The sequence below is a fragment of the Roseovarius sp. EC-HK134 genome, from assembly GCF_902498815.1.
GTDB lineage: Bacteria > Pseudomonadota > Alphaproteobacteria > Rhodobacterales > Rhodobacteraceae > Roseovarius > Roseovarius mucosus_A.
On record NZ_LR701544.1, the window covers coordinates 2,178,395 to 2,203,973 of the forward strand.

General features: G+C 62.7%; 20 protein-coding genes. 12 read left to right on the forward strand and 8 right to left on the reverse strand.

Annotated elements, in window-relative coordinates; all coding sequences use genetic code 11:
- The first annotated feature begins 117 nt into the window (after positions 1-117).
- From GC127_RS14515 to GC127_RS14535, 5 genes are read left to right on the forward strand one after another with little or no spacing between them, the layout of a single operon-like run.
- Positions 118-1,755, forward strand: a complete 1,638-nt coding sequence (locus tag GC127_RS14515) for an NAD(P)/FAD-dependent oxidoreductase (protein WP_151978811.1) — start codon at positions 118-120, stop codon at positions 1,753-1,755.
- Positions 1,752-3,311, forward strand: coding sequence for an NAD(P)/FAD-dependent oxidoreductase (locus GC127_RS14520; protein WP_254700120.1), 1,560 nt, complete (start codon positions 1,752-1,754; stop codon positions 3,309-3,311). Before GC127_RS14515 ends, GC127_RS14520 begins: the two co-directional genes overlap by 4 nt.
- Complete coding sequence (locus GC127_RS14525) at positions 3,308-4,480, forward strand: aminomethyltransferase family protein (RefSeq protein WP_151978813.1); 1,173 nt, start codon at positions 3,308-3,310, stop codon at positions 4,478-4,480. The genes GC127_RS14520 and GC127_RS14525 overlap by 4 nt, the downstream gene beginning before the upstream one ends.
- Before the next feature lie 17 nt (positions 4,481-4,497).
- On the forward strand, positions 4,498-5,877 hold the full coding sequence (locus tag GC127_RS14530) for an aminotransferase (protein ID WP_151978814.1): 1,380 nt from the start codon (positions 4,498-4,500) through the stop codon (positions 5,875-5,877).
- Positions 5,870-6,667 (forward strand): phytanoyl-CoA dioxygenase family protein, encoded by a 798-nt coding sequence (locus tag GC127_RS14535; protein WP_151978815.1) that lies wholly within the window; start codon positions 5,870-5,872, stop codon positions 6,665-6,667. Before GC127_RS14530 ends, GC127_RS14535 begins: the two co-directional genes overlap by 8 nt.
- Before the next feature lie 9 nt (positions 6,668-6,676).
- On the opposite strand, the gene GC127_RS14540 is transcribed toward GC127_RS14535, so the two are convergent.
- From GC127_RS14540 to GC127_RS14550, 3 genes are all read right to left on the reverse strand, one after another.
- Positions 6,677-7,456, reverse strand: a complete 780-nt coding sequence (locus GC127_RS14540) for a methyltransferase domain-containing protein (protein WP_151978816.1) — start codon at positions 7,454-7,456, stop codon at positions 6,677-6,679.
- A gap of 69 nt (positions 7,457-7,525) precedes the next feature.
- Positions 7,526-8,329 carry a PHB depolymerase family esterase gene (locus tag GC127_RS14545; RefSeq protein WP_151978817.1) on the reverse strand — a complete coding sequence of 268 codons (804 nt, stop codon included), beginning with the start codon at positions 8,327-8,329 and terminating at the stop codon, positions 7,526-7,528.
- Positions 8,330-8,446: 117 nt separating this feature from the next.
- Positions 8,447-10,114 carry an NAD+ synthase gene (locus GC127_RS14550; protein ID WP_008280272.1) on the reverse strand — a complete coding sequence of 556 codons (1,668 nt, stop codon included), beginning with the start codon at positions 10,112-10,114 and terminating at the stop codon, positions 8,447-8,449.
- Positions 10,115-10,267: 153 nt separating this feature from the next.
- Between GC127_RS14550 and GC127_RS14555 the strand changes: the two genes are divergently transcribed.
- Positions 10,268-11,680 (forward strand): MORN repeat-containing protein, encoded by a 1,413-nt coding sequence (locus GC127_RS14555; protein ID WP_151978818.1) that lies wholly within the window; start codon positions 10,268-10,270, stop codon positions 11,678-11,680.
- Here GC127_RS14555 and GC127_RS14560 read toward each other — a convergent pair whose 3' ends face one another.
- Together GC127_RS14560 and GC127_RS14565 are read right to left on the reverse strand one after the other, a co-directional pair.
- A complete protein-coding gene (locus GC127_RS14560; RefSeq protein ID WP_151978819.1) occupies positions 11,681-13,210 on the reverse strand; it encodes a cryptochrome/photolyase family protein in 1,530 nt (509 codons plus the stop codon).
- On the reverse strand, positions 13,204-13,869 hold the full coding sequence (locus GC127_RS14565) for an SDR family NAD(P)-dependent oxidoreductase (protein WP_151978820.1): 666 nt from the start codon (positions 13,867-13,869) through the stop codon (positions 13,204-13,206). Before GC127_RS14565 ends, GC127_RS14560 begins: the two co-directional genes overlap by 7 nt.
- 262 nt (positions 13,870-14,131) lie before the next feature.
- Here GC127_RS14565 and GC127_RS14570 point away from each other — a divergent pair, with 262 nt between their 5' ends.
- Positions 14,132-15,697: a 2-isopropylmalate synthase gene (locus GC127_RS14570; protein ID WP_008280268.1), complete on the forward strand. Its 1,566-nt coding sequence runs from the start codon at positions 14,132-14,134 to the stop codon at positions 15,695-15,697.
- Positions 15,698-15,813: 116 nt separating this feature from the next.
- Here GC127_RS14570 and GC127_RS14575 read toward each other — a convergent pair whose 3' ends face one another.
- Complete coding sequence (locus GC127_RS14575; RefSeq protein WP_151978821.1) at positions 15,814-17,697, reverse strand: acyl-CoA synthetase; 1,884 nt, start codon at positions 17,695-17,697, stop codon at positions 15,814-15,816.
- 126 nt (positions 17,698-17,823) lie between these two features.
- Positions 17,824-18,873 carry a zinc ABC transporter substrate-binding protein gene (locus GC127_RS14580; protein ID WP_237183479.1) on the reverse strand — a complete coding sequence of 350 codons (1,050 nt, stop codon included), beginning with the start codon at positions 18,871-18,873 and terminating at the stop codon, positions 17,824-17,826.
- Positions 18,874-18,981: 108 nt separating this feature from the next.
- On the opposite strand from GC127_RS14580, the gene GC127_RS14585 reads away from it, so the two are divergent.
- From GC127_RS14585 to GC127_RS14605, 5 genes are all read left to right on the forward strand, one after another.
- A complete protein-coding gene (locus GC127_RS14585) occupies positions 18,982-19,470 on the forward strand; it encodes a Fur family transcriptional regulator (RefSeq protein ID WP_037297240.1) in 489 nt (162 codons plus the stop codon).
- A complete protein-coding gene (locus tag GC127_RS14590) occupies positions 19,461-20,222 on the forward strand; it encodes a metal ABC transporter ATP-binding protein (RefSeq protein WP_151978822.1) in 762 nt (253 codons plus the stop codon). The genes GC127_RS14585 and GC127_RS14590 overlap by 10 nt, the downstream gene beginning before the upstream one ends.
- Entirely contained in the window at positions 20,222-21,031 is an 810-nt protein-coding gene (locus GC127_RS14595; RefSeq protein WP_151978823.1) for a metal ABC transporter permease, read from the forward strand. Before GC127_RS14590 ends, GC127_RS14595 begins: the two co-directional genes overlap by 1 nt.
- Before the next feature lie 87 nt (positions 21,032-21,118).
- The gene (locus GC127_RS14600) at positions 21,119-22,135 is read left to right on the forward strand and encodes a Fe(3+) ABC transporter substrate-binding protein (protein ID WP_081508225.1); all 1,017 of its coding nucleotides are present in this window, start codon (positions 21,119-21,121) and stop codon (positions 22,133-22,135) included.
- Between the two features lie 88 nt (positions 22,136-22,223).
- Positions 22,224-24,179 carry a cache domain-containing protein gene (locus GC127_RS14605; protein WP_151978824.1) on the forward strand — a complete coding sequence of 652 codons (1,956 nt, stop codon included), beginning with the start codon at positions 22,224-22,226 and terminating at the stop codon, positions 24,177-24,179.
- A gap of 6 nt (positions 24,180-24,185) precedes the next feature.
- On the opposite strand, the gene GC127_RS14610 is transcribed toward GC127_RS14605, so the two are convergent.
- Positions 24,186-25,574 carry a bifunctional enoyl-CoA hydratase/phosphate acetyltransferase gene (locus GC127_RS14610; RefSeq protein ID WP_151978825.1) on the reverse strand — a complete coding sequence of 463 codons (1,389 nt, stop codon included), beginning with the start codon at positions 25,572-25,574 and terminating at the stop codon, positions 24,186-24,188.
- Positions 25,575-25,579 lie beyond the last annotated feature (5 nt).

Consider the following 25,579-nt stretch of genomic DNA (forward strand, 5'->3'; position numbering starts at 1 on the left):
TTTTTCCATCCATGCCACAGGCCGCGCGGCACGTCAGCCCAAATTTATTTATTTGAGCGCTCAAAAAAACTTTACGAGAAAATCCGCTTTGGCTAGGATGATCACAGGAGCAATGCCATGCGACCCCAATCCTCTTTTGATGCCATCATCATCGGCGCGGGCCATAATGGCCTGACCGCTGCCGCTTATCTCGCGCGCGCCGGGCGTCAGGTGCTGGTGGTGGAAAAGAACGACTGGATCGGCGGCGCAGCGGTCAGCCGGTCGCTGCACGACGGGTGGACCTATTCCAACTGCTCGTATGTCTGCTCGCTCTTGCGGCGCGAGATTGTGCGCGATCTCGACCTGCCGAAATACGGCCTTCAGGTGATCCCCTATGAGGGCGGGGCGAGTTTCACGCCAGACGGCGATTATTTCGCCTATTACTCGGATCACCACGCCTTGCAGCGCGAAATGGCCCGCCATTCGCCCCGCGATGCCGATGCCTATCCGCGCTATGCACAGATGATCATGCGGCAATGCCGGTTCATCCGCCCGTTCCTGTTGCGCGATGCCCCTGATCCCGCCTCACTTCATCCCCGTGATCTGGGCGAGATGGCCTATATGGTGAAACGGGCGCATGGGCTGGGGCGGCGCGAACTGGCTGAAACCCTGCGCTTTTGGACCATGTCGATCGGCGATCTACTGGACGAGCATTTCGAGAGCGATCTGATCAAGGCGCATCTGGCAGGCTCGGGCATCATCGGCACGGGGCTCGGGGTCTATTCTCCGGGCACCGCCTATGTGCTCTTGCATCATTACATGGGCGATATTGACGGCGGTATCGGGGCCTGGGGCTTTGCCCGGGGGGGCATGGGGGCGATTTCCAACGCCCTTGGCGCGGCCTTTGAGGCGGCAGGCGGCACCATGCATATTGGCGCAGGCGTGGCGCAAATCCTTGTCAAAGAGGGCCGCGTGACCGGCGTGGCGCTGGAGGATGGGCGCGAATTTCACGCGCCGGTCGTGGCGTCGAACATGGATGTGAAACGCACGTTTCTGCGCCATGTCGATCGCGCCGCCCTGCCCGAGGACTTCACCCGCGCGGTAGAGCGGTTCAAGATCCGAGGGTCTTCAGCCAAGCTCAATATCGCGCTTGACCGCCTGCCCGCCTTTCCCGCCGCCCCCGCAAATGCCAGCTTCCTGCGCGGTGATCTGCATGTGTCCCAAAGCCTTTGGGAGTTGGAGCGCGCCTATGATGACTGGAAGGCCGGGCGCTGGTCTGCGCGCCCCTATATCGACATGCTGATCCCCAGCCAGATCGACCCGACCATGGCCCCGCCCGGCAGCCATATGATGACGGTCTTTGTGCAATACGCGCCCTATGACCTGGTGGCAAATGGCCAGCGCAGCGGTCAGAACTGGACAGATACCGCACGGCACGCGCTGGCCGAGACGGTGCTGGATCAGATCAGCATCGCCTGCCCGGATATCCGCAACCGCATTCAGCATATGGAGATCCGCTCGCCGCTCGAATTAGAGACCGAGGTGGGGCTGACCGAGGGCAATATCTTTCAGGGTGAGTTGACCTTTGATCAGCTTTTCTTCAACCGGCCCGTGCCCGGCTACTCCGGCTATGGCTCGCCCATCGGGGGGCTTTATCTTTGTGGCTCGTCCGCGCATCCGGGCGGCGGGGTGATGGCGGCACCGGGGGCCAATGCCGCCCGCGCGATCCTGCGCCGCGAATGGCCCCGCGCCCCGCGCAAGGGCTATGCCGCATGAGCGCCATCCGCACCTTTGACAGCATCGTGATCGGCGGCGGGCTGAATGGTCTGGTGGCCGCGGGCGTGCTGGCGCGGGCGGGGCAATCTGTGTGCCTGCTAGAGCGTGCAGCGCATCTGGGCGGCATGGCCGCCCCCGGTGCCAGCGGCGCGCCGCGCATGGCGCATCTGCTTTATAATCTCAGCCCCGTGGTGCGCCGCGAGTTGGGCTTGGGTGCCCGCGATTGGCCGTTCGAAACTGCGGCCTTGCCCACGGTGGCGCTGTCCGAGGATGGCCGCCATGTGGTCACGCAGGGCGCAAGCGCGCGCTTTGCCGATGGCAGCCCCCATCCCGATGCGGCGGCTTTTGCGGCGCTGCACGAACGCCTGACCGCCTATGCCGCGCTCTTGCGACATCTGGCCAAAGCAGCCCCGCCGGGGGGTGATGCGCCGATCCTCTCCTCGGCACGGCTGAAAGAAGTGCTGCGACTGGGCCGGGTTGGTCTTGGCCTGCGGCGCATGGGCAAGCCCGAGATGCGGCGGTTCCTGCAAATCCTGCTGTCGAATGCCTATGATCTTATCCTCGATGACATCCCCGATGGCCCGCTTGCGGGCCTTTTGGCGGCGGATGCGGTGCGCGGGGCTGCGGCGGGGCCACGCGCGCCCGGCACGGTCTTTGGCCTGCTCTACCGCATGGGGCATGGCGGCGGTGCCAGCCTGCCCATGGGCGGCATGACGGCGGTGATCGACGCCTTTGCCGGGGCGGCCGGGCGGGCTGGGGCGGTGATCAAGACAGGCTGCGGCGTGGCGCGTATCCTGACCGATCAGGACCGCGTGACCGGCGTGATCACCGACCGGGGCCAGACACTCCATACCACCCGCGTGCTGAGCAGCGGCGGCGCGCGCATGACCGCAGAGATGGCCGGGCTCGCGCATTTCGACATCGAAGCCACCCGCCGTCTGCGCCACATCCGCGCGCGCGGCACGGTGGCCAAGATCAACCTGACCCTTGACGCCCTGCCCACCATCCCCGGCCTGCCTGATGATCTGCTCTCGGCCCGCCTCGTGATTGCGCCCTCCGCATCTTACGTCGAAGAGGCGTTCAACCCGTCGAAATACCGCGAAATCTCGCCCCATCCGGTGATCGAGGCGCTGTTGCCCGGTCAATCCGACCCTGCACAACGGGGCGCGCAAGGCCATGCTCTCTCGCTCATCGTGCAATATGCGCCGGTCGATATAGCGGGGGGCTGGCATGAGGCGGCGCGCGATGCCTTGCTCCGGACCACGCTCAACACGCTGACCCGCTATGCCCCCGGCCTGTCCGACCTTGTGACCGGGTCCGAGGTGATCCCGCCCGATCAGATCGAGGCCGAGACCGGCGCGCCGGGCGGGCATTGGCACCATGCAGAGATGAGCCTTGATCAGCTTCTTGCCCTGCGCCCCGCCATCGGCATCGGGCGCTATGGGATGGGTCCATCCGGGCTGTTTCTCTGCGGGGCCTCCGCCCATCCCGGTGGCGATCTGATGGGGCTGGCGGGGCGCAACGCGGCGCACGCAGCCCTCCGAGGCACGCCATGAGCATCGCCACCGATCCCAAGCTGGGCCTGATCGACGGGCCGGTGCATCCCCGCCTCGCGCCGCTCAACCGGGCGCAGGGCTGGTATGGCTGGGCCGGATACGCCGCGCCAAGCATGCTCGATACGGTGGAGTTCGAATATTTCGCCCTGCGCAACCAAGCCGCGCTCTTTGACGTCTCACCCTTGCATAAATACCGCATCACCGGGCCGGACGCGGCGCGCGTTCTCAACCGCCTTGTCACCCGCGATGTGACCAAGATCCCCCTGCACCGGGTCGGTTATGCGATCTGGTGCGATGAAGAGGGGATGGTGATCGACGATGGCACGCTCTTTCACCTTGGGGCGGAGGATTGGCGGCTCTGCTGTCAGGAACCGATGCTGACATGGCTCTTGGATGCGGCCTGGGGCTTTGACGTGGATATTCTTGACGATAGCCGCAAGATTGCCGGGCTGGCCCTGCAAGGGCCGACCGCCTATGCAGTGCTGCGCGCGGCCGGGCTGGATGTGGGGCATCTGCGCCCCTTTGATCTGGCCGAGGTGGAACCGGGGCTGATGATCTCGCGCACCGGGTTCATCGGCGACTTGGGATATGAGCTTTGGACGGCGTGGGGCGATGCCCTGCCCCTCTGGGACAGGCTGTGGCAGGCGGGTGAAAACCTTGGCCTGCGCGCCATCGGCTATGAGGCGGTGAATATCGCGCGGATCGAGGCAGGGTTCATGGTCGCGGGCGTCGATTTTCAGCCCACCCATGCCACGGAACGTCTGCACCGGGGGCACACGCCGATAGAATTGGGCCTTGGCCCGATGGTCGATCTCACCAAAGGGCATTTCAACGGCCGCCGCGCACTTTTGGCTGCCAAACCCCGCAGCCTCTTGATGCGGCTCGATGTCGAGGGGTTCAAACCGGCGCAGGGCGCGCTGGTCTATCACGCCAAGCGGCGCGAGGTGGGGCATGTCACCTCGGGTGTCTGGTCCCCCACGGCCAAGCGCAATATCGCCCTTGCGCATGTGCGGATGCCTATGGCGGCGCAGCACCCGAGCAATCTCTGGGCCGAGATTTACACGCTGGAAGAAGGGCAATGGGATCGCCGCATGGCACGGCTGACGCCGGTCAAATCTGCCTTCTTTCGCCCGCCGCGCGCCCGCGCCACCCCGCCCGGCAACACTTGAATTCCGACGGAGATGACATGAACACACATGCAAACACCCCTGCCCCCGATGATCTGACCCTCTGGGATCGCACGCATAACCTGCACCCCTGGACCGGCATCCGCGACTGGCGCAAGTCTGATCTCTTGCGGGTCAACACCGCGCAGGGCATCCATATCTGGGACAGCACGGGCAAGCGCCATATCGACGGGCCGGGGGGCATGTGGTGCGTGCAGATCGGGTATGGCCGCGCCGAGATGGCCGAGGCGATAGCAGCGCAGGCCATGGCGATGCCCTATGCTTCGCCTTGGTCCTTTACCACCGAACCCGCCGCCCTTCTGGCGCGCAAACTCGCAGAGCTGACCCCCGGCGACCTCAACACCGTGCATTTCACCACCGGCGGCTCGACCGCTGTCGATACCGCCATCCGGGTCGTGCAATTTCTCAACAACCGGCTGGGTCGGCCCGACAAGAAAATCGTGCTCTCGCGCGAAAAGGCCTATCACGGCTCGACCTATCTGGCGGCAACCGTGACCGGCAAGGAACGCTTCAAGACGCGGTTTGACAAGGCCGATGATCTGGTGCGGTTCTTGCCCGATGTGAACCCCTACCGCCGCCCCGCAGGGATGAGCGTGGCGGATTGGGGTGATCTCAAAATCGCCGAGTTCGAGCAGATGATCGCCGAGGTTGGCCCCGAGCGCATCGCCGCCTTTATCGCCGAACCGATCCTGTGTTCCGGTGGCGTTGTCGTGCCGCCCCCCGGCTATCACCAACGCACCCACGAGATATGCCACAAGCACGACATCCTCTATATCTCGGACGAGGTTGTGACCGGCTTTGGCAGGCTTGGCCATTGGTTCGCCTCTCAGGATGTGTTCGGGTTCACCCCCGATATCATCACCTGCGCCAAGGGTCTTACCTCGGGCTATGTGCCGCTTGGGGCCTGCATCCTGTCCGATGCGCTGATGGAGCGCTTGGCCGGGGTCGAGGGCGATGATGTGTTCTACAACGGCTATACCTATTGCGGGCACCCCGTGGCCTGCGCCGCCGCCCTCAAGAATATCGAGATCATCGAGCGCGAGGATCTTCTGGCCCATGTCCGCCGCATCACCCCGCAGTTTCAGGCGCGGTTGCGCGCCATCGGCGAGAGGTTTGACATCGTCGGCGATGCGCGCGGCATGGGTCTTTTGGGCTGCCTCGAATGTCGGCCCGACCTTAGCGACGAAAGCTATGCCAAACACCTGCAATTCGGGGCCAAACTCGATGCCGCCTGCGAGGCGCGCGGCCTTTTGTTGCGGCCTTATGGCAATATGGCGGTGTTCTCGCCGCCGCTGATCATCACCACAGAGGAGATAGATGAAATGTTCGATATCATGGAGGCGGGGCTGACCCAACTCAGCGCCGAATACGATGGTTGAGATCGCGCGCCTCAAGGCGGATACCGATCCGGGCACGGTGGTCAAGCGTCTGCTGCAAGACGGCGGCGTGGTGGTTGAAAACGTGGCAGGCTCAAACTTGCTTGACCGGGTCACCAGTGATCTGCGCGGCCCGTTCGATCAGCAAGGGCACAAGTTTGCCAATGACTTCAACGGCTACAAGACCCGGCGTTTGGGCAGCATCCTCAAGATTTCCGAGGCGGCTGCGGATATTCTGGCGCATCCGCTGGTGATGGAGGTGGCTGACCGGGTGCTGAAACGTCACTGTGTCAACTATCGCATCGGGTCTTCGACCGCGATCGAAATCCTGCCGGGCGAAAAAGCGCAGGTGCTGCACCGCGACGATGATTTCTATCCGATCCGCATTCCCGGTGTGGAATTCCAGATTTCCGCAATGTGGGCGCTGGATGATTTCACCGCCGAGAATGGCGCAACGCGGGTTGTCCCCGGCTCGCAGGATCTGCGCCCGATCAACAGCATCACCGACGACCAGATCACCCAAGCTGTGATGCCGCGCGGCTCGGTGCTGTTCTACCTTGGGGCCACGGTGCATGCAGGTGGGGCCAACCGCGCCGCTGCGCCGCGCAAAGGGCTGATCACCACCTATTCTCTGGGCTGGCTCCGGCAAGAGGAAAACATGTATCTCTCAGTGCCGAAATCCAAGGCCGATGCCTATCCCGATGACGTGCGCCGCTTGCTGGGCTATCAGGGCCACGGCCGCAATCTAGGCGTCTATCCCGGCGATCCAGATGGCTATTGGTTCGACGCCTGAGCGCCCATGTCAGCCCGGTTTGCGGCCCCGGATATGGTGCGGACAATGCTCGCCCGATTGCACGACCGGCACCATCGCGGTCCATGTCTCGATCTGATGCGCGATAAACTCTGCGCCGTGCCGCGCCTCCCATTCGGCGCGGCGTGGGCCTGACAGCTCCCGTAATTCGGCCGCTGCCACCTCGGCATACCATGGGCTGCGATCCACCAGTGCGACATCGGCAAACCCCGCCGCCGCCAGCGCCGCGCGGTAGCGCGCCGGTGACGCCATGGCAAAATCGAGCGCCTCAAGCGCGATGTAATGCGCCATCTCGGGCGAGGGCGCGCCGTCATGCGCGCGTAACCAGTCCGATGCGGCAAAGACGCCGCCCGGTTTGAGCACGCGAAACACCTCGGCTGCCAGCGCCTCCTTGTCGGGGATATGGATGATCGAATCCTTTGAAAACACCACATCAAAGCTTTGATCTGGATAGGGAAACGGCCCCGGCGTGACCTTGTCTATAGTGATCTGTCCAGCCAGCCCCGCAGCTGTGGCACGGGCGCGCGCAGCAGCGCAAACCGGGTCTTCCACGTCGATGCCGGTGACATGCGCCGCGCCGTGAGCGCGCACCATAAGCACCGCAATCGCCCCCGACCCACAGCCAATGTCCAGCACCTTGGCCCCTGTCAGATCGACCCCATCCAGCACCCGCGCCACCTCGTCCTGGCCACCGGGCGACAGAAACCCCTCGCCCCAAAGGTCTTCGAGAAAACCGATATGGCTCTGATCGTAGAGAATATCCTCAGACATGAGCAGCCTCCGACTGAATACCCGTTCAATGGAGTATTCCGCGAAGTGGCCCCTCAGACAAGCCCCCGCTCAGAGCTGTCCCGCCGCCTGCAACTTTTCCCATGCAAAGCGCAAATAGCTGCTGCGAAAGCTGTGACCGCCCGGATGCAGGCAAAAATCGAGCACGTCGCCCGTGGCGTTGCGGCGGTTCTGACAGACGAGATCCTCGAGTTCAGTCTCGCCAGTCGGGGTGAACCCGCCCAGCGCCTGATACATGTCCAACGATTCGGCCACATCGCCCTGCCGCGTTTCCAGAATGGGGCGCCCGGCCAGCGGCACTGTCGGGTCAGTCGTGCCGTGAATATGCACAAGGCTCGCCGCAGGCGTGGCGCAGGTCTCGGGCGGTTTCATCCAAAAGGTTCCGGCAATCGCCGCAAAGCCCGCGAAACGCTCAGGCATGGTGCAGGCGAGGTTCCAGACCATCATGCCGCCCGCAGAAAACCCTGCCGCCATCAAGCGCTCGGTATCAATCGGAAACCGGCGCGCGGCATCCTCGATCACCGCCTCGACATAGCGAAATTCCACCGATCCGTCGCTGTCCATATGGCGCGGCGCATAGGGAATCACCCAATCGTCATCGGCGGATTTGAGAGCGATGAGTGCGAGCCCCATGTCAGACACCACCTGACGCAGGTTCTGGTTCTGCATCACCGCCGCCGCCGAACCACGATAGCCATGGGCAAAAACCACCGCCCCCACCGGGCTGCCTATCTGTCCTTCGGGCATGGCGATGCGGTAATGCCGATCGCCCAACTGACAATCTGTATCGGGCCCACAGGCCCAAGCAGGCCCCGTAAGTGCCGACAGCGCCAACAAAATTGCAAGAACCCGCATCGCACTCTCCTTGAACCCGCATGCCATATCCTGCCGTCAAACCTGACAGATCGAGATCACGCGCGCGTGGCATTCCCCATCAGATAACGCGGATGTGATCCGGCTGTTCTGCGTGGGTCACCCCTGAGCAGATCCATCCCGCCAGCGGTTCACAATCGGATAGCGCCGGTCAAGCCAGAACGCCCGCTTGCTGAGCCGTGTGCCGGGGGCCGCCTGAAACCGCTTGTATTCGCTGATGTAGAGCAGATGTTCCACCCGCTTGGCATCGGCCAGATCATAACCCGCCGCAACGCAATCCGAAATCGAGCCATCCTGATCCACGAGGATTTCCAGAATCCCATCCAGCACCGGGTAATCCGGCAGCGAATCGCTGTCCTTTTGATCGGCGCGCAATTCGGCACTGGGCGGCTTGGAAATGACCTGCTCGGGGATCACCGCCCCCTTTGGCCCCAGCATCCAGCCGCGATATTGGGCGTTGCGCCAGCGGCAAATCTCGAACACCCGCGTTTTGTAGAGATCCTTGATCGGGTTATAGCCCCCCGCCATATCGCCATAGATCGTGGCATAGCCCACCGCCACCTCGGATTTATTGCCGGTGGTCAGCAGCATCTCGCCAAACTTGTTCGACAGCGCCATCAGCAACAGACCACGCAGGCGTGACTGAAGATTCTCTTCGGTCAGGTCCGGTGCCCTGCCATCAAACAGCGGCGCCAGCGTCGCCGTGATCGCCGCGCGCCCCGCGTCGATGGGCACGAAATCATAGCGACACCCCAAGTTTTCAGCGACCGCCTTGGCATCCTCTAGCGATTCTGCCGAGGTATATTCCGATGGCAACATCACGCAGCGCACATTCTCAGCCCCCACCGCATCAACGGCAATGGTTGCCACAATGGCGCTATCCACCCCGCCCGAAAGCCCCAGCAAGACCTTGGAAAACCCCGATTTGCGCAGGTAATCGCGCAAGGAAAGGACCATAGCGGTATAATCCTGCTCCATATCATCGGGCAGATGCGCCAGATCCCCCGGCAGCGCGCGCCAGCCTTCCGGCCCCCGCTCCAGATCGACATGCGCCACCGCCTCTTGAAACATCGGCAATTGCACCGCGAGCGCCCCACCGGGATTGAGCACGAAAGAGCCGCCATCGAACATCTGATCGTCCTGCCCGCCCACCATATTGAGGTAGATTAGCGGCAATCCAGTCTCGATCACCCGCGCAACCATCATATTCTGGCGCAGGTCCATCTTGTCTCGGTAATGCGGCGATCCGTTCGGCACGAGCAGGATTTCAGCGCCGGTTTCGGCCAAAGTCTCGGCCACATCCTCGTGCCAGGCATCTTCGCAAATTGGGCTGCCGATCCGCACGCCCGCCACCGTATAGGGCCCCGCCACCGGCCCGCTGTCATAGAGGCGCACCTCGTCGAATACCGTCTCATTGGGCAGATGATGCTTGAGCACGCGGGCGCGCACAGACCCGCCCTGCAGGATATAATAGGCATTGTGCAGGCTCACACCATCCAAGGCCGGGCCGCCAATCGCCAGCGCCGGCCCGTCGGCGCAGTCACGCGCCAGCGCCTCGATCGCGGCAATCGCCGCCTGATGAAAGGCGGGTTTTTGCACAAGGTCTTGCGTGTTGTAGCCGGTAATGAACATCTCGGGCAGCGCCACCAGATCGGCCCCCGCCGCGCGCCCCTTGTCCCATGCGTCGCGCGCCAGACGCGCATTGCCCGCCAGATCCCCCACCGTGGGGTTCAACTGCGCCAAAGTCAGGCGAAACCGGTCAGCCATGCGCGTGCCCTCTGCATATCCACGCCTCCGATGTAGCAGATCGCCGCCGGAGGAAAAGCCGATTTGCCCAAAAGCCGTTGTCAGCCCCTGCCCCGTCCTCTAGATTTGCCTCAGCCGCCGTATCATCGGGCGGGATCGGGCATCGGGGCAAATATGACGTTTTCGCGCACAAGACCCATCCTTCTGAGCATCGCACTTGGTGCGGCCAGTATGGCCGCCGCTCAGGATGCGGAGGTGCAGACCAAGCAATATGACGATGGCGGCATCTATGAGGGCACGTTCAAGGACGGGCTGCAACATGGCACCGGCAGCTATACCCTGCCCAATGGCTATGAATATACCGGCGAATGGGTCGAAGGCGAGATCAGGGGCAAGGGTGTAGCACGCTTTCCCAATGGCTCGGTCTATGAGGGCGAATTCGCGCGCGGCAAACCCAATGGCATCGGCAAGATCGTGTTCACCGATGGCGGCACCTATGAGGGCGCATGGGAGGATGGCAAGATCACCGGCCAAGGTGTGGCCATCTACGCCAACGGCGTGCGCTACGAGGGTGGGTTTCTGAATGCCATGCACCACGGGCGCGGCCGGATGCAAAGCCCCGGTGGCTATATCTATGACGGCGATTGGGTGAATGGCGTCAAGGAAGGCGTGGCCAATATCACCTATCCTGATGGCGCGGTCTATGAGGGGGCTGTTGCACGCGGAGCGCGCGAGGGGGAGGGCACGCTCACCATGCCCGATGGGCTGATCTATCAGGGCACGTGGCGCGCCGGAGAGATTGACGGCAAGGGCAAACTCACGCAGCCCAATGGCGATGTCTATGAGGGCGATCTTGTCGCCGGACGGCGCGAAGGCACGGGCCGTGTGACCTATCAGAATGGCGATCTCTATGAGGGGGCCTTCAAGGAGGACCGCCGCCATGGTCAGGGCACATTCACCGGCACCGATGGCTATCTGTATCAGGGCGAATGGGTCGCGGGCAAAATCTCGGGTCAGGGGCGCGTGACCTATCCCGATGGTTCGGTCTATGAGGGGCAGTTCCGCGATGATCTGGCCAATGGCGAAGGGCGCATCACCTATCCGGACGGCGCAACCTATGAAGGGTCATGGGTTGGCGGCGTGATCGAGGGCACGGGGCGTGCCACCTATCCCAATGGCCTTGTCTATGAAGGCGAATTCAAGAACGCCCGCAACCATGGCACGGGGGTTATGACCTACCCCGACGGCTATCGCTATGAGGGGGAATGGCAGGACGGCCAGCGTCACGGCACCGGCACCGCCACCTATCCCGATGGCACGATCTATGTGGGCGGGTTCGTCGAAGGCCAGCGCCACGGGCAAGGCAAGATCACCATGCCCGATGGCTTTGTCTACGAGGGCGAATGGCAGAACGGCGAAATCTCTGGCCGGGGTGTGGCCACCTACACCAATGGCGATGTCTATGAGGGCATGTTCCGTGCGGGCAAGCGGCAGGGCGAAGGCACTATGCGCTATGCCAGCGGCCAAGAGGCCAGCGGCACATGGGAAGATGGCGCGCTCTCCGGGGCGACAACCCAGACTGAGTGATCAGATCGCCCGATCCGCATCAAGATCGCCCAACACCCGCGCCGCCCCATCAAGCACCGCTTGACGGCGGCCCGCCTCCATTTTGTCCCATGTGCGATAAACTGGCCCCATACGGGGATTGCGCCCGAACCGGTCGCGATTCCGGATCAGGAAATCCCAGTATAGCAGGTTAAAGGGGCAGGCATTCTCGCCCGTCTTCTCCTTGACGGAATAGGCGCAGGACCGGCAGTAATCCGACATTTTGTCGATGTAGTTGCCTGAACTCACATAGGGTTTGCTTGCGATGATGCCGCCATCGGCAAACTGGCTCATCCCGATCACATTCGGGGCCTCGACCCATTCAAAGGCATCGGCATAGACCGCCAGATACCACTCATGCACCTGACCCGGGTCAATCCCGGCCAAAAGCGCGAAATTGCCCGTCACCATCAGGCGCTGAATGTGATGTGCATAAGCCTCTTTTGCCGTGGTCTCAACGGCATGGGCGACACAGTTCATGCGCGTCTTGGCCCCCCAGAACATCGCCGGCAACTTGCGCTTATGTCCCAGCGCGTTGCGCGTCACATAGTCCGGCCCCTCGCGGAAATAGAGGCCGCGCATATATTCTCGCCAGCCGATCACCTGCCGGATATAGCCCTCGGCGGCATTGATGGGCACCCGGCCTGCTTTCCATTCCTCAACAACACGGGCGCAGATATCCACAGGATCAAGCAATCCGATGTTCATATACATCGAAATCACCGAATGATGCAGGAACGCATCCCCTTCCAGCATCGCATCCTGCGTGTCGCCGAACCCCGGCAGCAGGTGCCGCGCGAAATGGTCGAACGCCTGCGCCGCCGCATCCCGCGTCACGCCAAACCAGAACGGACGCAGCGCTCCGAAATGGGTGCCAAAGCGTGCCTCGACCAGATCAAGCACCTCTTGCGTGATCGCATCTGGTTCAAACCGCAACGGCCCCTCGCGCAGCAAATCCGCCTGCGCCCGCTTGCGGTTGTCATGGTCGAAATTCCACTTGCCCCCCGCCGGTTGGTCGCCCTCCATCATCAGCCCGGTCTTGCGGCGCATCTCGCGGTAAAAATACTCCATCCGCAGCTCTTTGCGCCCCTCGGCCCATTGGTCGAACTCTTCCAATGAACAGACGAACCGATCATCCGGCAGCTGCCGCACCGTCAAAGGGGCGTCCGACAGGGCCTCGATCAGCCGCCATTCCCCCGGCTGTGTGGCGATCACCTCAGACGCCCCAAATTCCTCGGCCCGCCGCATCAATTCGCCCACAATCGAGGGCGTGGCCGCAGGATCGTCCAGCCGCGTATAGGCCACCTGCCAGCCCTCGGCCGTCAACGCCTCCGCGAAATGCCGCATCGCCGACAGGATGAGCGCGATTTTCTTGGGGTGGTGCGGCACATAGCTGCCCTCATCCCTCACCTCGGCCATGACCACAACGTCGCGCGCCTTGTCGCCAGCGCGCAGCGCCGAAAGATCCGGGCTGAGTTGATCCCCCAGCACCAGCAGCAGCCGCGTTACCATGGCACGGTTGCCCCCTGCCAATCAAAAAAGCCGCCGCTCTCCTCGGGCCGCAAGCGCTCGATGACGCCAAGCAGGTTCTCTGCCGCCTGCGCTGCGGGCACCGCCGGATGCCGCCCCAGATATTTGCGGGTAAACTCTGTCTCAACCGTGCCCGGATGCAGCGCCACGCAAATCGCCCCTCGGTGACTGCGCCCCAATTCAATCGCGCCGGTGTGGATCATCTGATTCAGCGCCGCCTTGGCCGTGCGATAGCTATACCAACCGCCGAAACTATTGTCGCCAATCGACCCCACCCGCGCCGAGAGTGCGGCAAAGACCGCCCGCCCCTCGCGCGGCAAAAGGCGCAGGCTGTGCTTGAGCACCAAGGACGGCCCCATGCAATTGAGCGCGAATTGATCCAGCATCGCCTGCGCGCTCACCTGCCGCAGCGCCTTTTCCGGCGCGGCCCCGGCAATTTCCAACGCGCCAGTCGTCACCAATATCAGGTCAAACGGCCCGTCCAGCGCGCCAAGGGCTGCCGCAACCGACGCCTCATCGGTCACGTCCAAACCGTCGCCGCTGCGCGACAGGCGCGTGACCGTCACACCACGCGCTTCCAAGGCCGCGCTTACAGCCTGCCCGATGCCGCCCGAAGCGCCGATGATCAATGCTTTTTCCATGGCGCAGACCTAGCCGAAGCCAGCACAGCTTCAACCCCCAAAGCCAAGCGCAATTTCGGGGTTTTCATCGCCGCGCCGCATGCCTATAGTTTCGCCCATGTTGATGCAGGATCATATCACGCCCTTGCCCCACGCCCCTCGGCGTGCCGCTCGGGCTGTCCTGCTAGGCCTAAGCCGCCTCTGAGCGTGCCGTCTTGGCGCGACCGCTCAGAGGATGTGCCGTTTCGCGCCGCAGGCTTAGGATTTTTTGAAAGAGACCAACATGACCAACACCTCTAAAGATCGCGTCGTCATCTTTGACACAACCTTGCGCGACGGCGAACAAAGCCCCGGCGCCACCATGACCCATGCCGAAAAGCTCGAGATTGCCGGGCTGCTCGATGACATGGGCGTCGATATCATCGAGGCGGGCTTTCCCATCGCCTCTGAGGGCGATTTCAATGCCGTCAGCGAGATAGCCAAGAACTCGAAAAATGCCGTGATCTGCGGCCTCGCGCGGGCCAATTTCAAGGATATCGACCGCTGCTGGGAGGCGGTGAAACACGCCGCCCGTCCGCGTATCCATACCTTTATCGGCACCTCACCGCTGCACCGCGCCATTCCCAATCTCGACATGGACCAAATGGCCGAGCGTATCCACGAAACGGTGACACATGCCCGCAACCTCTGCGACAATGTGCAATGGTCGCCGATGGATGCCACCCGCACCGAATGGGATTATCTCTGCCGCACGGTCGAGATTGCGATCAAGGCGGGGGCGACCACGATCAATATCCCCGATACCGTGGGCTATACCGCACCCGAGGAATCGGCCTCGCTCATCCGTCGGCTGATCGCCACCGTTCCGGGGGCCGATGAGGTGGTGTTTGCCACCCATTGCCACAACGATTTGGGCATGGCGACGGCCAATGCACTGGCCGCCGTCGCTGGCGGCGCGCGGCAGATCGAATGCACGATCAACGGCCTTGGCGAACGCGCAGGCAACACCGCATTGGAAGAGGTGGTGATGGCCCTCAAGGTGCGCGGCGACATCATGCCCTATGAAACGGGCGTCGATACCCGCAAGCTGATGAACATCTCGCGCCGGGTTGCCGCCGTGTCGGGCTTTCCGGTGCAGTTCAACAAGGCGATTGTTGGCAAGAACGCCTTTGCGCATGAAAGCGGCATCCATCAGGATGGCATGCTCAAAAACGCCGAGACATTCGAGATCATGCGCCCCGAGGATGTCGGTCTTACCGAGACCAATATCGTCATGGGCAAGCATTCAGGCCGCGCTGCGCTGCGCTCCAAGCTCAAGGATTTGGGCTATGAATTGGCCGACAACCAGCTCAACGATGTGTTCGTCCGCTTCAAGGAATTGGCAGATCGCAAAAAAGAAATCTACGATGACGATCTTGTGGCGCTCGTCAACGCAGGCGTAGACCCCGACAATAACCGCCTTCAGATCAAACACTTGCGCGTGATCTGCGGCACCGATGGCCCGCAACAGGCGACGCTGACGATGGACATTGACGGGCGCGAGGTCTCGACCGAGGCCACCGGCGACGGCCCCGTCGATGCCACGTTCAACGCGGTCAAAGCGCTCTTTCCGCATGAGGCGCGGCTGCAACTCTATCAGGTGCACGCGGTGACCGAGGGGACAGACGCACAGGCCACCGTGTCCGTGCGGATGGAAGAGGCCGGGCGCATCGTAATGGGCCAATCGGCCGATACCGATACGGTTGTGGCTTCGGCCAAGGCCTATGTCCACGCCCTCAACCGCCTGCTCGTGCGCCGCGAGAAAACCGGCAGCGACGCGCGCGAGGTCAGCTACAAAGACGTGTCATAGGCCAGGTCTGAGCGAGAAAAAGATAAGCCCGGATGACAGGATCATCCGGGCTTTTTTGTCGGTGCTCTGGTGTCATGCGTTCCTTGGCCGAGCCGCGCGGGACGCGCAAGCGCGCCCTACTTCGCCCAATCCCAAGGCCGCACGAATTGGCCCAGCACATGCCCCACGGCCTCGCCCTCGGCACTGGCAGACCCCGATACCTTGGCCACAAGCCCCAGTTTCTTGTCATCCACCACAGATGTCACCCGCGCATCAATCCCGGCATCGGCCAAGGCCGCATTGTAAATTCGCGTGATCGCCAGCTTGCGCAGATCGGGCTTGAACACCTTGCCCACGGCGGTTTTCGGCAATTCCGCCAAGACCTCGACATGCTTGGGCACCGCCGCGCGCTCATGCACATGCCGCTTGCAATGCTCGAGCAGCTCCTCGCCCGTGACAGTGGCCCCGGCCACCAGTTCGACATAGGCGCAGGGGATTTCGCCCGCATGGGCATCCGGCTGACCAATGGCCCCGGCCATGGCAACCGCCTTATGCACCATCAGCGCTTCTTCGATTTCGGCGGGGTCAATGTTATGCCCGCCCCGGATGATCAGATCCTTGGCGCGCCCTGTGATCCAGAGATAACCCTCCGCATCAATCCGGCCCAGATCGCCAGTGCGCAGGTAGTCGCCATGGTAATAAAGATCGCGGTTCTTGTCGCCCTCGGTATAGGTATGGCCGGCGTAAACGCCCGGATTGGAAATGCAGATTTCGCCCACCTCATCGACGGCGCAATCCATCGGCCCATCCGGCGTGCCCTTGATGATCCGCACATCCGTATAGGGAAACGGCACCCCCACCGATCCCACCTTCTTTTCGCCTTCGGGCGGATTGGCCGAGACAAGGCAGGTCGCCTCGGTCAGGCCATAGCCCTCGATCACCGCAATGCCGGTGGCCGATTCGAACCGGTTGAACAGTTCAAGCGGCATCGGGGCCGATCCGGAAAAGGCGTTCTTGACGGTCGACAGATCCGCATCCACCTTGCGCTGCATCAGCGCCGAAACGGCCGTGGGCACGGTGATGATGAAACTGATCTTCCAGCGCTCGCACAGCTTCCAGAAATTATCAAACACGCCCTCGCCGCGATAGCCTGCGGGCGTCGGAAACACCACATGCGCGCCCGATTTGATCATCGCCATCAGAATCACATGACACGCAAACACATGAAACAGCGGCAGCGGGCACATCACATTGTCCTGCTCGGTAAAGAGCAGCGTGTGACCGATCCAGCCATTGTAGATCATGCCGGAATATTTGTGCTGCGCCACCTTGGGCATGCCAGTGGTGCCGCCGGTGTGGAAATAGGCCGCCACCCGGTCGCCTGTGCTATCGGCAAAGCTCAGCGTTTTGGGCTGACGCGCGATCGCCTTGTTGAAATCCAGACAATCGGCGTGGTGCTGCACCGGGTTCTTGGGCCGCACGAGGGGCACGATCCAGCTTTTCGGCGGCGTGAGATAGCGGTTGAGGTCAATCTCGATCACCGTATGCACGCTCGGCGCGTGGCGCACCGCCTCGGCGGTCTTTTGCGCGATGTCGGTCTTGGGAAACGCCTTGAGCGTGACCACCACCTTGGCCCCTGTCTCGCGCAGGATGGCGCTGATCTGCTCTGGCTCGAGCAGCGGGTTGATCGGGTTGACGATGCCCGCGATCATCCCGCCAATCGTTGCAACCGCGGTTTCCAGACAGTTGGGCAATACCAGCGCCACCACATCGCCCTCACCCAGCTTGAGGCTGCGAAACAGATTGGCGGCTTGGCAGCACTGATCATGAAACTGCTGCCATGTCAGGGTTTGCGCCTTGTCCGTTGCACCGGAAAACAGCTGATAGCTGATTGCGGGCCTGTCCGGAAAGCTACGCGCGACATTGCTCAACATTTGATAGATCGTTTGGGGGCGCTCGCGCGCCGCCCAAGGCATTTCGTTCTGGATGTCGAGCGCATCCTGTCGCGTCATGAACGCCATCGGTCCGTCCTCCCTGATTTATCCCGCGTTCCCGGCGCGGGTTTCTCCCGTTCACGGCAGAATGTGCGGGAATTCAGGTTCGTGCAAGATTTACGCTGCGTTTTGACGCATTTGTACCGCGTGGCTCTAACTTGCCCCCGACACACAGGCGACCATCGCGCCAGCCATATCGCGCAGCATCTGCGGATAATGCCCCGGCCCTGCCGCAAGCTGGCTGCCGAGCGGATCAATCACGCCATGCGACACCCCCTCGCCAAACACCGTTTCGACCAGCTTGGGATCGAACTGCGGCTCGGAAAAGACACAAGTGACGCCGCGCGCCTCAGCCATTTCCCGCAAGGCGGCAATTCGGGCCGGTCCCGGCGCCACCGCATCGCTTAGCGAAATCGCCCCCGCTGCGGAAATGTCAAAGGCGGTCTCGAAATACTGATAGGCATCGTGAAACACCAAAAACGGCACATCCCGCACCGGGGCCAACTGCGCTTTGATCTCTTCGGACAGGGCCTGTAATTCCGCCTGCGCTGTCTCTGCATTGGCGGCATAGATCATGGCATTCTCCGGGTCATGCTCGGACAATTCCTGCGCGATCAATCCCAACCAAGCCTGCGCATTCGCGGGATCAAGCCAAGCATGCGGATCGGCCCCGCCATGGGCGTGATCGTGCCCATGTCCGTGGTCATGATCATGGTCGTGATCATGCGCCTCCGCATGATCCTCGTGGCCCTTGTCCTCGTGCCCATGATCTTCGTGCCCGTGATCTTCGTGGTCGTTATCTTCATGCCCATGATCTTCATGCCCGTGATCCGCATGCGCCTCAAACGCAACCCCCTCCCGGAACGGCAAGACGCGGCTGCCCGCAGCCCCCAGCAACTCCACGGCATGTGCCTCGGATGCCAGCGCATCAATCGCGCCTTCCAGCCACGGCGTCAGCCCCTCACCCATCCAGAAGACCAGATCGGCCTCTTCCAGTGCCGCCGCCTCGGAGGGGCGCATTGCATAGCCATGCGGCGAGGCACCCGAGCGCACGATCACATCAGGCTCGCCCACCCCCTGCATCACCCGCGCCACCAACGATTGCACTGGCGCAATATCCGTGGCCACTCGGGGCGCGTCGGCCATCGCGGCTGAGGCAAGCGTCATCCCAAGGCTGAGTGGAGCAAGAAAACGGATCGGCATGGCAGTCTCCATATGTGATATCATAACATTTAGCGCCACTTGATAAATGTAACCCTATAACATATCAACCCCCAAATGATCCCACGGGCAACACTGACGGAGGGCAAGATGGATACGATCGGATTCGAGGCGCATGATCACAAGGGCTGCATGCGCGCCGCCCTCGCCGCTGTCGAGGCGCATTGTGCCCGCCACAAGCTGCAATTCACCCCCGTCCGCCGTCGCGTGCTGGAAATCCTGCTTAGCGAACACCGCGCCATGGGGGCCTATGAAATCCTCGACACGCTGCGTAGCGAGGGGTTGGGCTCACAGCCCCCAGTGGCCTATCGCGCGCTGGATTTCCTTGTGACACATGGGTTTGTTCACAAGATCGAGCGCCTGAACGCCTTTATCGCCTGCACCCATCCGGGGCAGGATCACACGCCCGCCTTCCTCATCTGCCGCCAATGCGATGCGGTGGCCGAGGCCCATGCCGAACCCTCAAAGGGGATGCTGGGCCGGGCCGCCGCCGACTCGGGCTTTACCATCGAACAGGCGGTGGTCGAGGCGATGGGCCTGTGTCCGCAATGTCGCGAGAGCGCCCAGCCATGCGCCTGATCGAAACCAAGGGGCTGACCGTTCAGTTTGGCCGCTCGACGGTTCTGTCGAATGTCAGCCTTGCGCTCGACCGGGGCGAGATCGTGACCATCGTCGGCCCGAATGGATCGGGCAAATCCACGCTGCTGCGCGCCCTCATCGGGGCGCAGAAACCGGCACGCGGCGAGATTATCCGCCGCCCCGGCCTGCGCCTAGGCTATGTGCCGCAAAAGCTGCATATCGACCCAACCCTGCCGCTGACCGTCACCCGCTTTCTCAGCCTGCCACGCCACCACCCGGCCGAGGCCACGCGCGCCGCTCTCGAACAGGCGGGGTTGCCAGACCTGCGCAATCGACAAATGACAGACCTCTCGGGCGGGCAGTTTCAGCGCGTTCTGCTGGCGCGTGCGCTTCTGGAAAAGCCAGATTTGCTGATCCTCGACGAGGCCACGCAGGGGCTTGATCAACCCGGTTCCGCCGCGTTTTACCGCCGCATCGAAGAGGTGCGGCGCGAATTGAACTGCGGCGTTCTGATGGTCAGCCACGAACTTCATGTGGTGATGAGCGCCTCTGACCGGGTGATCTGCCTCAATGGGCATATCTGCTGCGAAGGCCACCCCGAGGTGGTCGCCCAAGCCGAGGAATATCGCGCGATTTTTGGCACCGGCACCCAAGGCGCACTGGCGCTCTACCGGCATGAACACAACCACGCCCATGACCATGACCACGGTCCTGCACATGATCACCCCCACAGCCACGAGGCCGCCGAATAATGCTGGATGATTTCATGGTGCGCGCGGCCCTTGCTGGTCTAGGTGTGGCACTGGCCGCCGCCCCCTTGGGCAGCTTTGTGGTCTGGCGGCGGATGGCCTATTTCGGCGATGCCACGGCCCATGCCGCAATCCTGGGCGTGGCGATGGCGCTGGCCTTTTCGATGTCGGTCTTTGTTGGCGCGCTGGCCATGTCGCTGATCATGGCGACCACGGTCTCCACCCTTTCGGGGCGCGGCTTTGCCATGGATATGATGCTGGGCGTTCTGGCCCATTCGGCGCTGGCCTTTGGCCTTGTGGCGGTGTCCTTTCTGTCGGGCGTCCGGATTGACCTTATGGCGTATCTTTTCGGCGATATTCTGGCGGTCAGCCGGGGGGATTTGCTGGTGATCTGGGGCGGCGCAGCCCTCGTGCTCAGCCTGCTTGCATGGCGCTGGCAGGCGCTTTTGACGGCAACGCTCAGCCCGGATCTTGCGTGGTCCGCAGGTATCGACCCGCGCCGCGAACAGCTTGTGCTCACGCTGGCACTGGCCGTCGTGGTTGCCGTGGCGATCAAGGTGGTGGGCGTGCTGCTCATCGCCGCGATGCTGATCGTGCCCGCCGCCGCCGCCCGTCCCTTGGCCGCAACGCCCGAACGCATGGCGGCTATCGCCACGCTGATTGCGGGGGGCTCTGCCTTGGGCGGTTTGCGGCTTTCGTTCCAGTTCGATACGCCGACAGGGCCGACGATCGTCTGTGTCGCGGCGCTGATCTTTGCCACGACCGCCCTGATCGGCAGCGGCCTGCGGCATCACGGCGCGGCATCCGACTAAAACAGTCGGAAATCACCCTTGACTCTTTTTGTCGGAAATACGAGAGATATCCTATCAAATCACTCGGATACCTCGAAAGGACCCCCGATGCACCCGATCAAAGCCGCCCTGAGCGTGACCGCTCTGCTTGCCCTGACCGCCCCTGCGCTGGCGCAAGAGGTCAATCTCTATTCCAGCCGCCATTACGATTCGGATGATGCGCTTTACGAGGCCTTCACCAAGGAAACCGGCATCAAGATCAACCGGATCGAAGGCAAAGAAGCCGAGCTGATCGAACGCATGAAGGCCGAAGGCGCCAATAGCCCGGCGGATGTGTTCATGACCGTCGATGTGGGCAATGTCTCGCGCGCGGTGGATGAGGGCCTGTTGCAACCCTTTTCCTCGGACCTGATCGAGAGCAATGTCGCGGCCAATCTGCGCCATCCCGACAATCTCTGGACCGGCCTCTCGCAGCGCTCGCGCATCATCTTCTACGCCAAGGACCGGGTCGAGACCCCGCCCCAAACCTATGAGGAATTGGCCGACCCCAAATACCAGGGCCAGATCTGCATTCGCTCCTCGTCGAACGTCTATAACCAGTCGCTGCTGGCCTCGATCATCGAAGTGCATGGCGAAGAGGCGGCCAAAGAGTGGGCGGCAGGCATCGTCGCCAATATGGCCCGCGCGCCAGAGGGCGGGGATACCGATCAGCTGCGGGGCATCGTGTCGGGCGAATGTGATATCGCTGTCTCCAACACCTATTACTTTGCCCGCGGCCTTGCCGGGGACGTGGACGGGTTGACCAGCGGTATCGACGGCATCGGCTGGGTCTGGCCCAATCAGGAAGACCGGGGCGCGCATATGAACCTTGTGGCGGCTGGCATTGCCGTCAACGCCCCCAACCCGGAAGAGGCGCTTGCCCTGCTCGAATTCCTCGCCAGCGAAACCGCACAAGAGCAATTCGCCAATGGCAACAACGAATACCCGGTGCTGGCCGGTGTGGATATCGGCGAGCATGTGGCCAAGCTGGGCGAGTTCAAACCCGACAGCACAACGCCCACCGCCTCTTTTGGCGCGAATGCCGCAAAGGCACAGGCCATCTTTAACGAAGTTGGCTGGAACTGATCCGTCACCCCCTCTGCGGCCCTGCACGATTGCGCGGCTTGCATGATTGACCTAAGGTCGGGCTCCTCAACAGGGGCCCGGCTTTTTCATGACATCCGTTCGGCTACGATTGCTGATCCTGGCACTTTTGCCCTTGGCGGTGCTGATGCCGCTTTTGTTGCTGGTGGCGATCAACCGCTGGTCCGCGAATTATGACAACCTGCTGATCACCAATGTGGCCAGTGATCTGCGCATCGCAGACCAATATCTGCAACGCCTGCTGACCAGCACCGGCTCTGAGGTGACAAGCCTGGCCCGCTCCTTGCGCTTTGACGAGGTGGCGCGCACCTCTCCCGCCGACCTGCCCGCGTTTCTGGAAGAGAACCGTCGCGCGCTTGGCCTTGATTTTCTCTATTTTATGCCGCAGCACGAGGCGCGCAAACGCTCGGCCGATTGGCCGGTGATTGACACCGCCCTACGCGGCCAACCCGCCACCGAGATCGACATTTTCACGCCCGGCGATCTGCTCTCGCTGCCCCAGACCGGCGTAACCCTTGCCAATCGCGCGCGCGTCCCGCTTGTTGCGACTGTTGCCGCGCAGCCCACCAGCCGCCAGACCGAGGATCGCGGCATGGTCGTGCACAGCGCCACGCCAGTCACGGCAATCGGGGCGCAAGGTGTGCTGATCGGTGGGCTTCTGCTCAACCGCAATCTTGATTTCATCGACACAATCAATGCGCTGGTGTACCGCGACACTGGCACCACCGGCGACCGCCAAGGCACCGCCACGCTCTTTCTCGAGGATGTGCGCGTATCGACCAATGTGCGGCTCTTTGCGGGCGAACGCGCGCTTGGCACGCGGGTTTCGGCGGCAGTGCGCGCCACCGTGCTCGACAAGGGCCAGACCTGGCTTGATAGCGCGTTCGTGGTCAATGACTGGTATATCTCGGCCTATCGCCCCCTGACCGACAGCTTTGGCAAACGGGTGGGCATGCTTTACGTGGGTTTTCTTCAGGCCCCGTTTGATGCCGCCAAACGGCGCGCCTACCTACTGGTTCTTGCCGCGTTTCTGGTTGTTCTGGCCGTCAGCGCGCCGCTCTTTCTCAGGCTTGCGCGCAATATCTTTGCCCCGCTCGAACGCATGACCCGCACCATGGAAGAGGTCGAAGCCGGCGATATGACCGCACGCATCGGCCCCATCGCCGCACGCGACGAGATTGGCACCGTGGCGGCCCATCTCGACACTCTGCTCGATCAGGTGCAGGAACGCGACCGCGCCCTGCGCGCATGGAACGAAGACCTGAACGCCCGCGTCGAGGCCCGCACCGCCGAATTGCGCGACGCGAATGCCAAGCTTGAGACCACTTATCAGCAACTGGTGATGTCCGAAAAACTGGCCTCTATCGGCGAGATCACCGCCGGTGTTGCCCATGAGATCAACAACCCGGCGGCGGTGATCCAAGGCAATCTTGACGTGATCCGCCAGACGCTGGGGGCGCACACCGAACCGGTGATCACCGAACTTAACCTCATTGACCGTCAGATCGGGCGGATCACCGCCATCGTGGGCAAATTGCTGCAATTCGCCCGCCCCGGCGAATTCGGCACCTTCGAGGAAAATGTCGATCTGGCCAGTGTCCTGCGCGATTGTCTGGTTCTGGTGGATCACGTTGTAACCAGATCCGGGCATACGGTAACGCTGAACGCCCATCCCGACACGCCGCCGGTGCGCATCAATCCGGGTGAGTTGCAGCAGGTGATCATCAACCTTGTCACCAACGCGGCGCAGGCCATGAAAACGCCCGGTCACCTGACCCTCACCACCCGCCCCGAGGATCGCGGCAGCTGCCCCGGTGCCGCGCTCTTGGTTGCAGACACCGGCCCCGGTATTCCCAAAGACAAGCTGCCGCTGGTGTTCGATCCGTTCTTCACCACCAAACAGGGCGAAGGCACCGGGCTTGGTCTCTCGGTCAGTCAGACCCTGATCCAACAGGCAGGCGGACGGATCACCGTGCGCAATCGTGTTGAAGGCGGCGCGGAATTCACCGTCTGGCTGCCCGGCTAAGCGCGATCAGCCCGGCCCGGTCAGCCAGGCATGATGCAGCGCTGCCACGGCGCAGGACGCCAGCCTTGCCATATCGTCATCCGCCCGCGAATTGAGAATGATCGGCACCCGCGCGCCCAGCACCACACCCGCCGCCTCGGCATGGGCGAGATAGGTCAATTGCTTGGCCAGCATATTGCCCGCATCAAGATTGGGCACCACCAGAATATCCGCCCGTCCCGCCACCGGCGATGACAGCCCCTTGGTCCGTGCCGCGGCCATATCAACGGCATTGTCCATCGCAAGCGGCCCATCCACCAGCCCGCCGGTGATCTGCCCCCGCTCGGCCATCTTGGACAAGAGCGCCGCATCAATCGACGAGGGCAGATCGGGATTGACCGTCTCGACCGCCGACAGAACGCCGACCTTGGGCATCTCGATCCTAAGGCTCAGCGCCAGATCAATCGCGTTCTGCACGATGTCCATCTTGGCGCGCAGATCAGGCGTGATGTTGATCGCCGCATCCGTCACCAACAAAAGATGCGCCAGCCCCGGCACATCCATCACGAACACATGGCTCAGACGCCGCCCCGTGCGCAGCCCCGCCGCCTTGTCCAGCACCGCCCGCAAGAGTTGGTCGGTATGCAGATGCCCCTTCATCACCGCCCCTGCCCGCCCCGCCTGCACCAGCGCCACAGCGCGCCGGGCGGCGGCCTCGGGGTCTGGCTCTGCGATGATCTCGATCCCTGTCAGATCCGCCTCCAGCGCTTGCGCTGCAGCCGCAATGCGGATGGGATTCCCAATCAGGATCGGTGCGATCAGCGTATGCGCCCGCGCCCGCAGCGCGCCGCCCAAGGAATTGACCTCTTCGGGACAGACCACCGCCGTTACCAGCGGCTCGAGCGGCTCCGCCCGCTTGAGCAGCTTTTCGAAATGCCGGTGCCGCTGCACGATAAGGCCGGGCAGATCGTGGCTGGAATAGTTCAGCTTGCGGCGCGGGGCCTCGACCACCGCCACGCCCGATACGATCAGCGCATCATCGCGCAGGCGCCGCACCTCAGTGGCCAGCGTCACGGTCATGTCGCGGTCATTGCGATCCGTCACGGTGACCCGGCTTTCAACCTCGTCCCCGGCATGGGCGTGGTTGTGAAACACAAGGCTTTGCGCGCGGTAAAGCGTTCCCGCCCCCGGCAAAAGATTGCCCAAGACCGCCGATATCAACGCCCCCAGAAACATCCCCGGCACATAGGCCTCGGGCTGACCATCACCATCGCCATCCAGATCATAGAGATGCATCGGGTTGTGATTGCCCGACATATTGGCAAAGACCAGCAAATCATCCTGCGTGCACAGCCGCCGCAGGCTCTGGCTCTGCCCCACCTGCAACTCGTCAAAGACGCGGTTCTCGATCTTCATCCGGC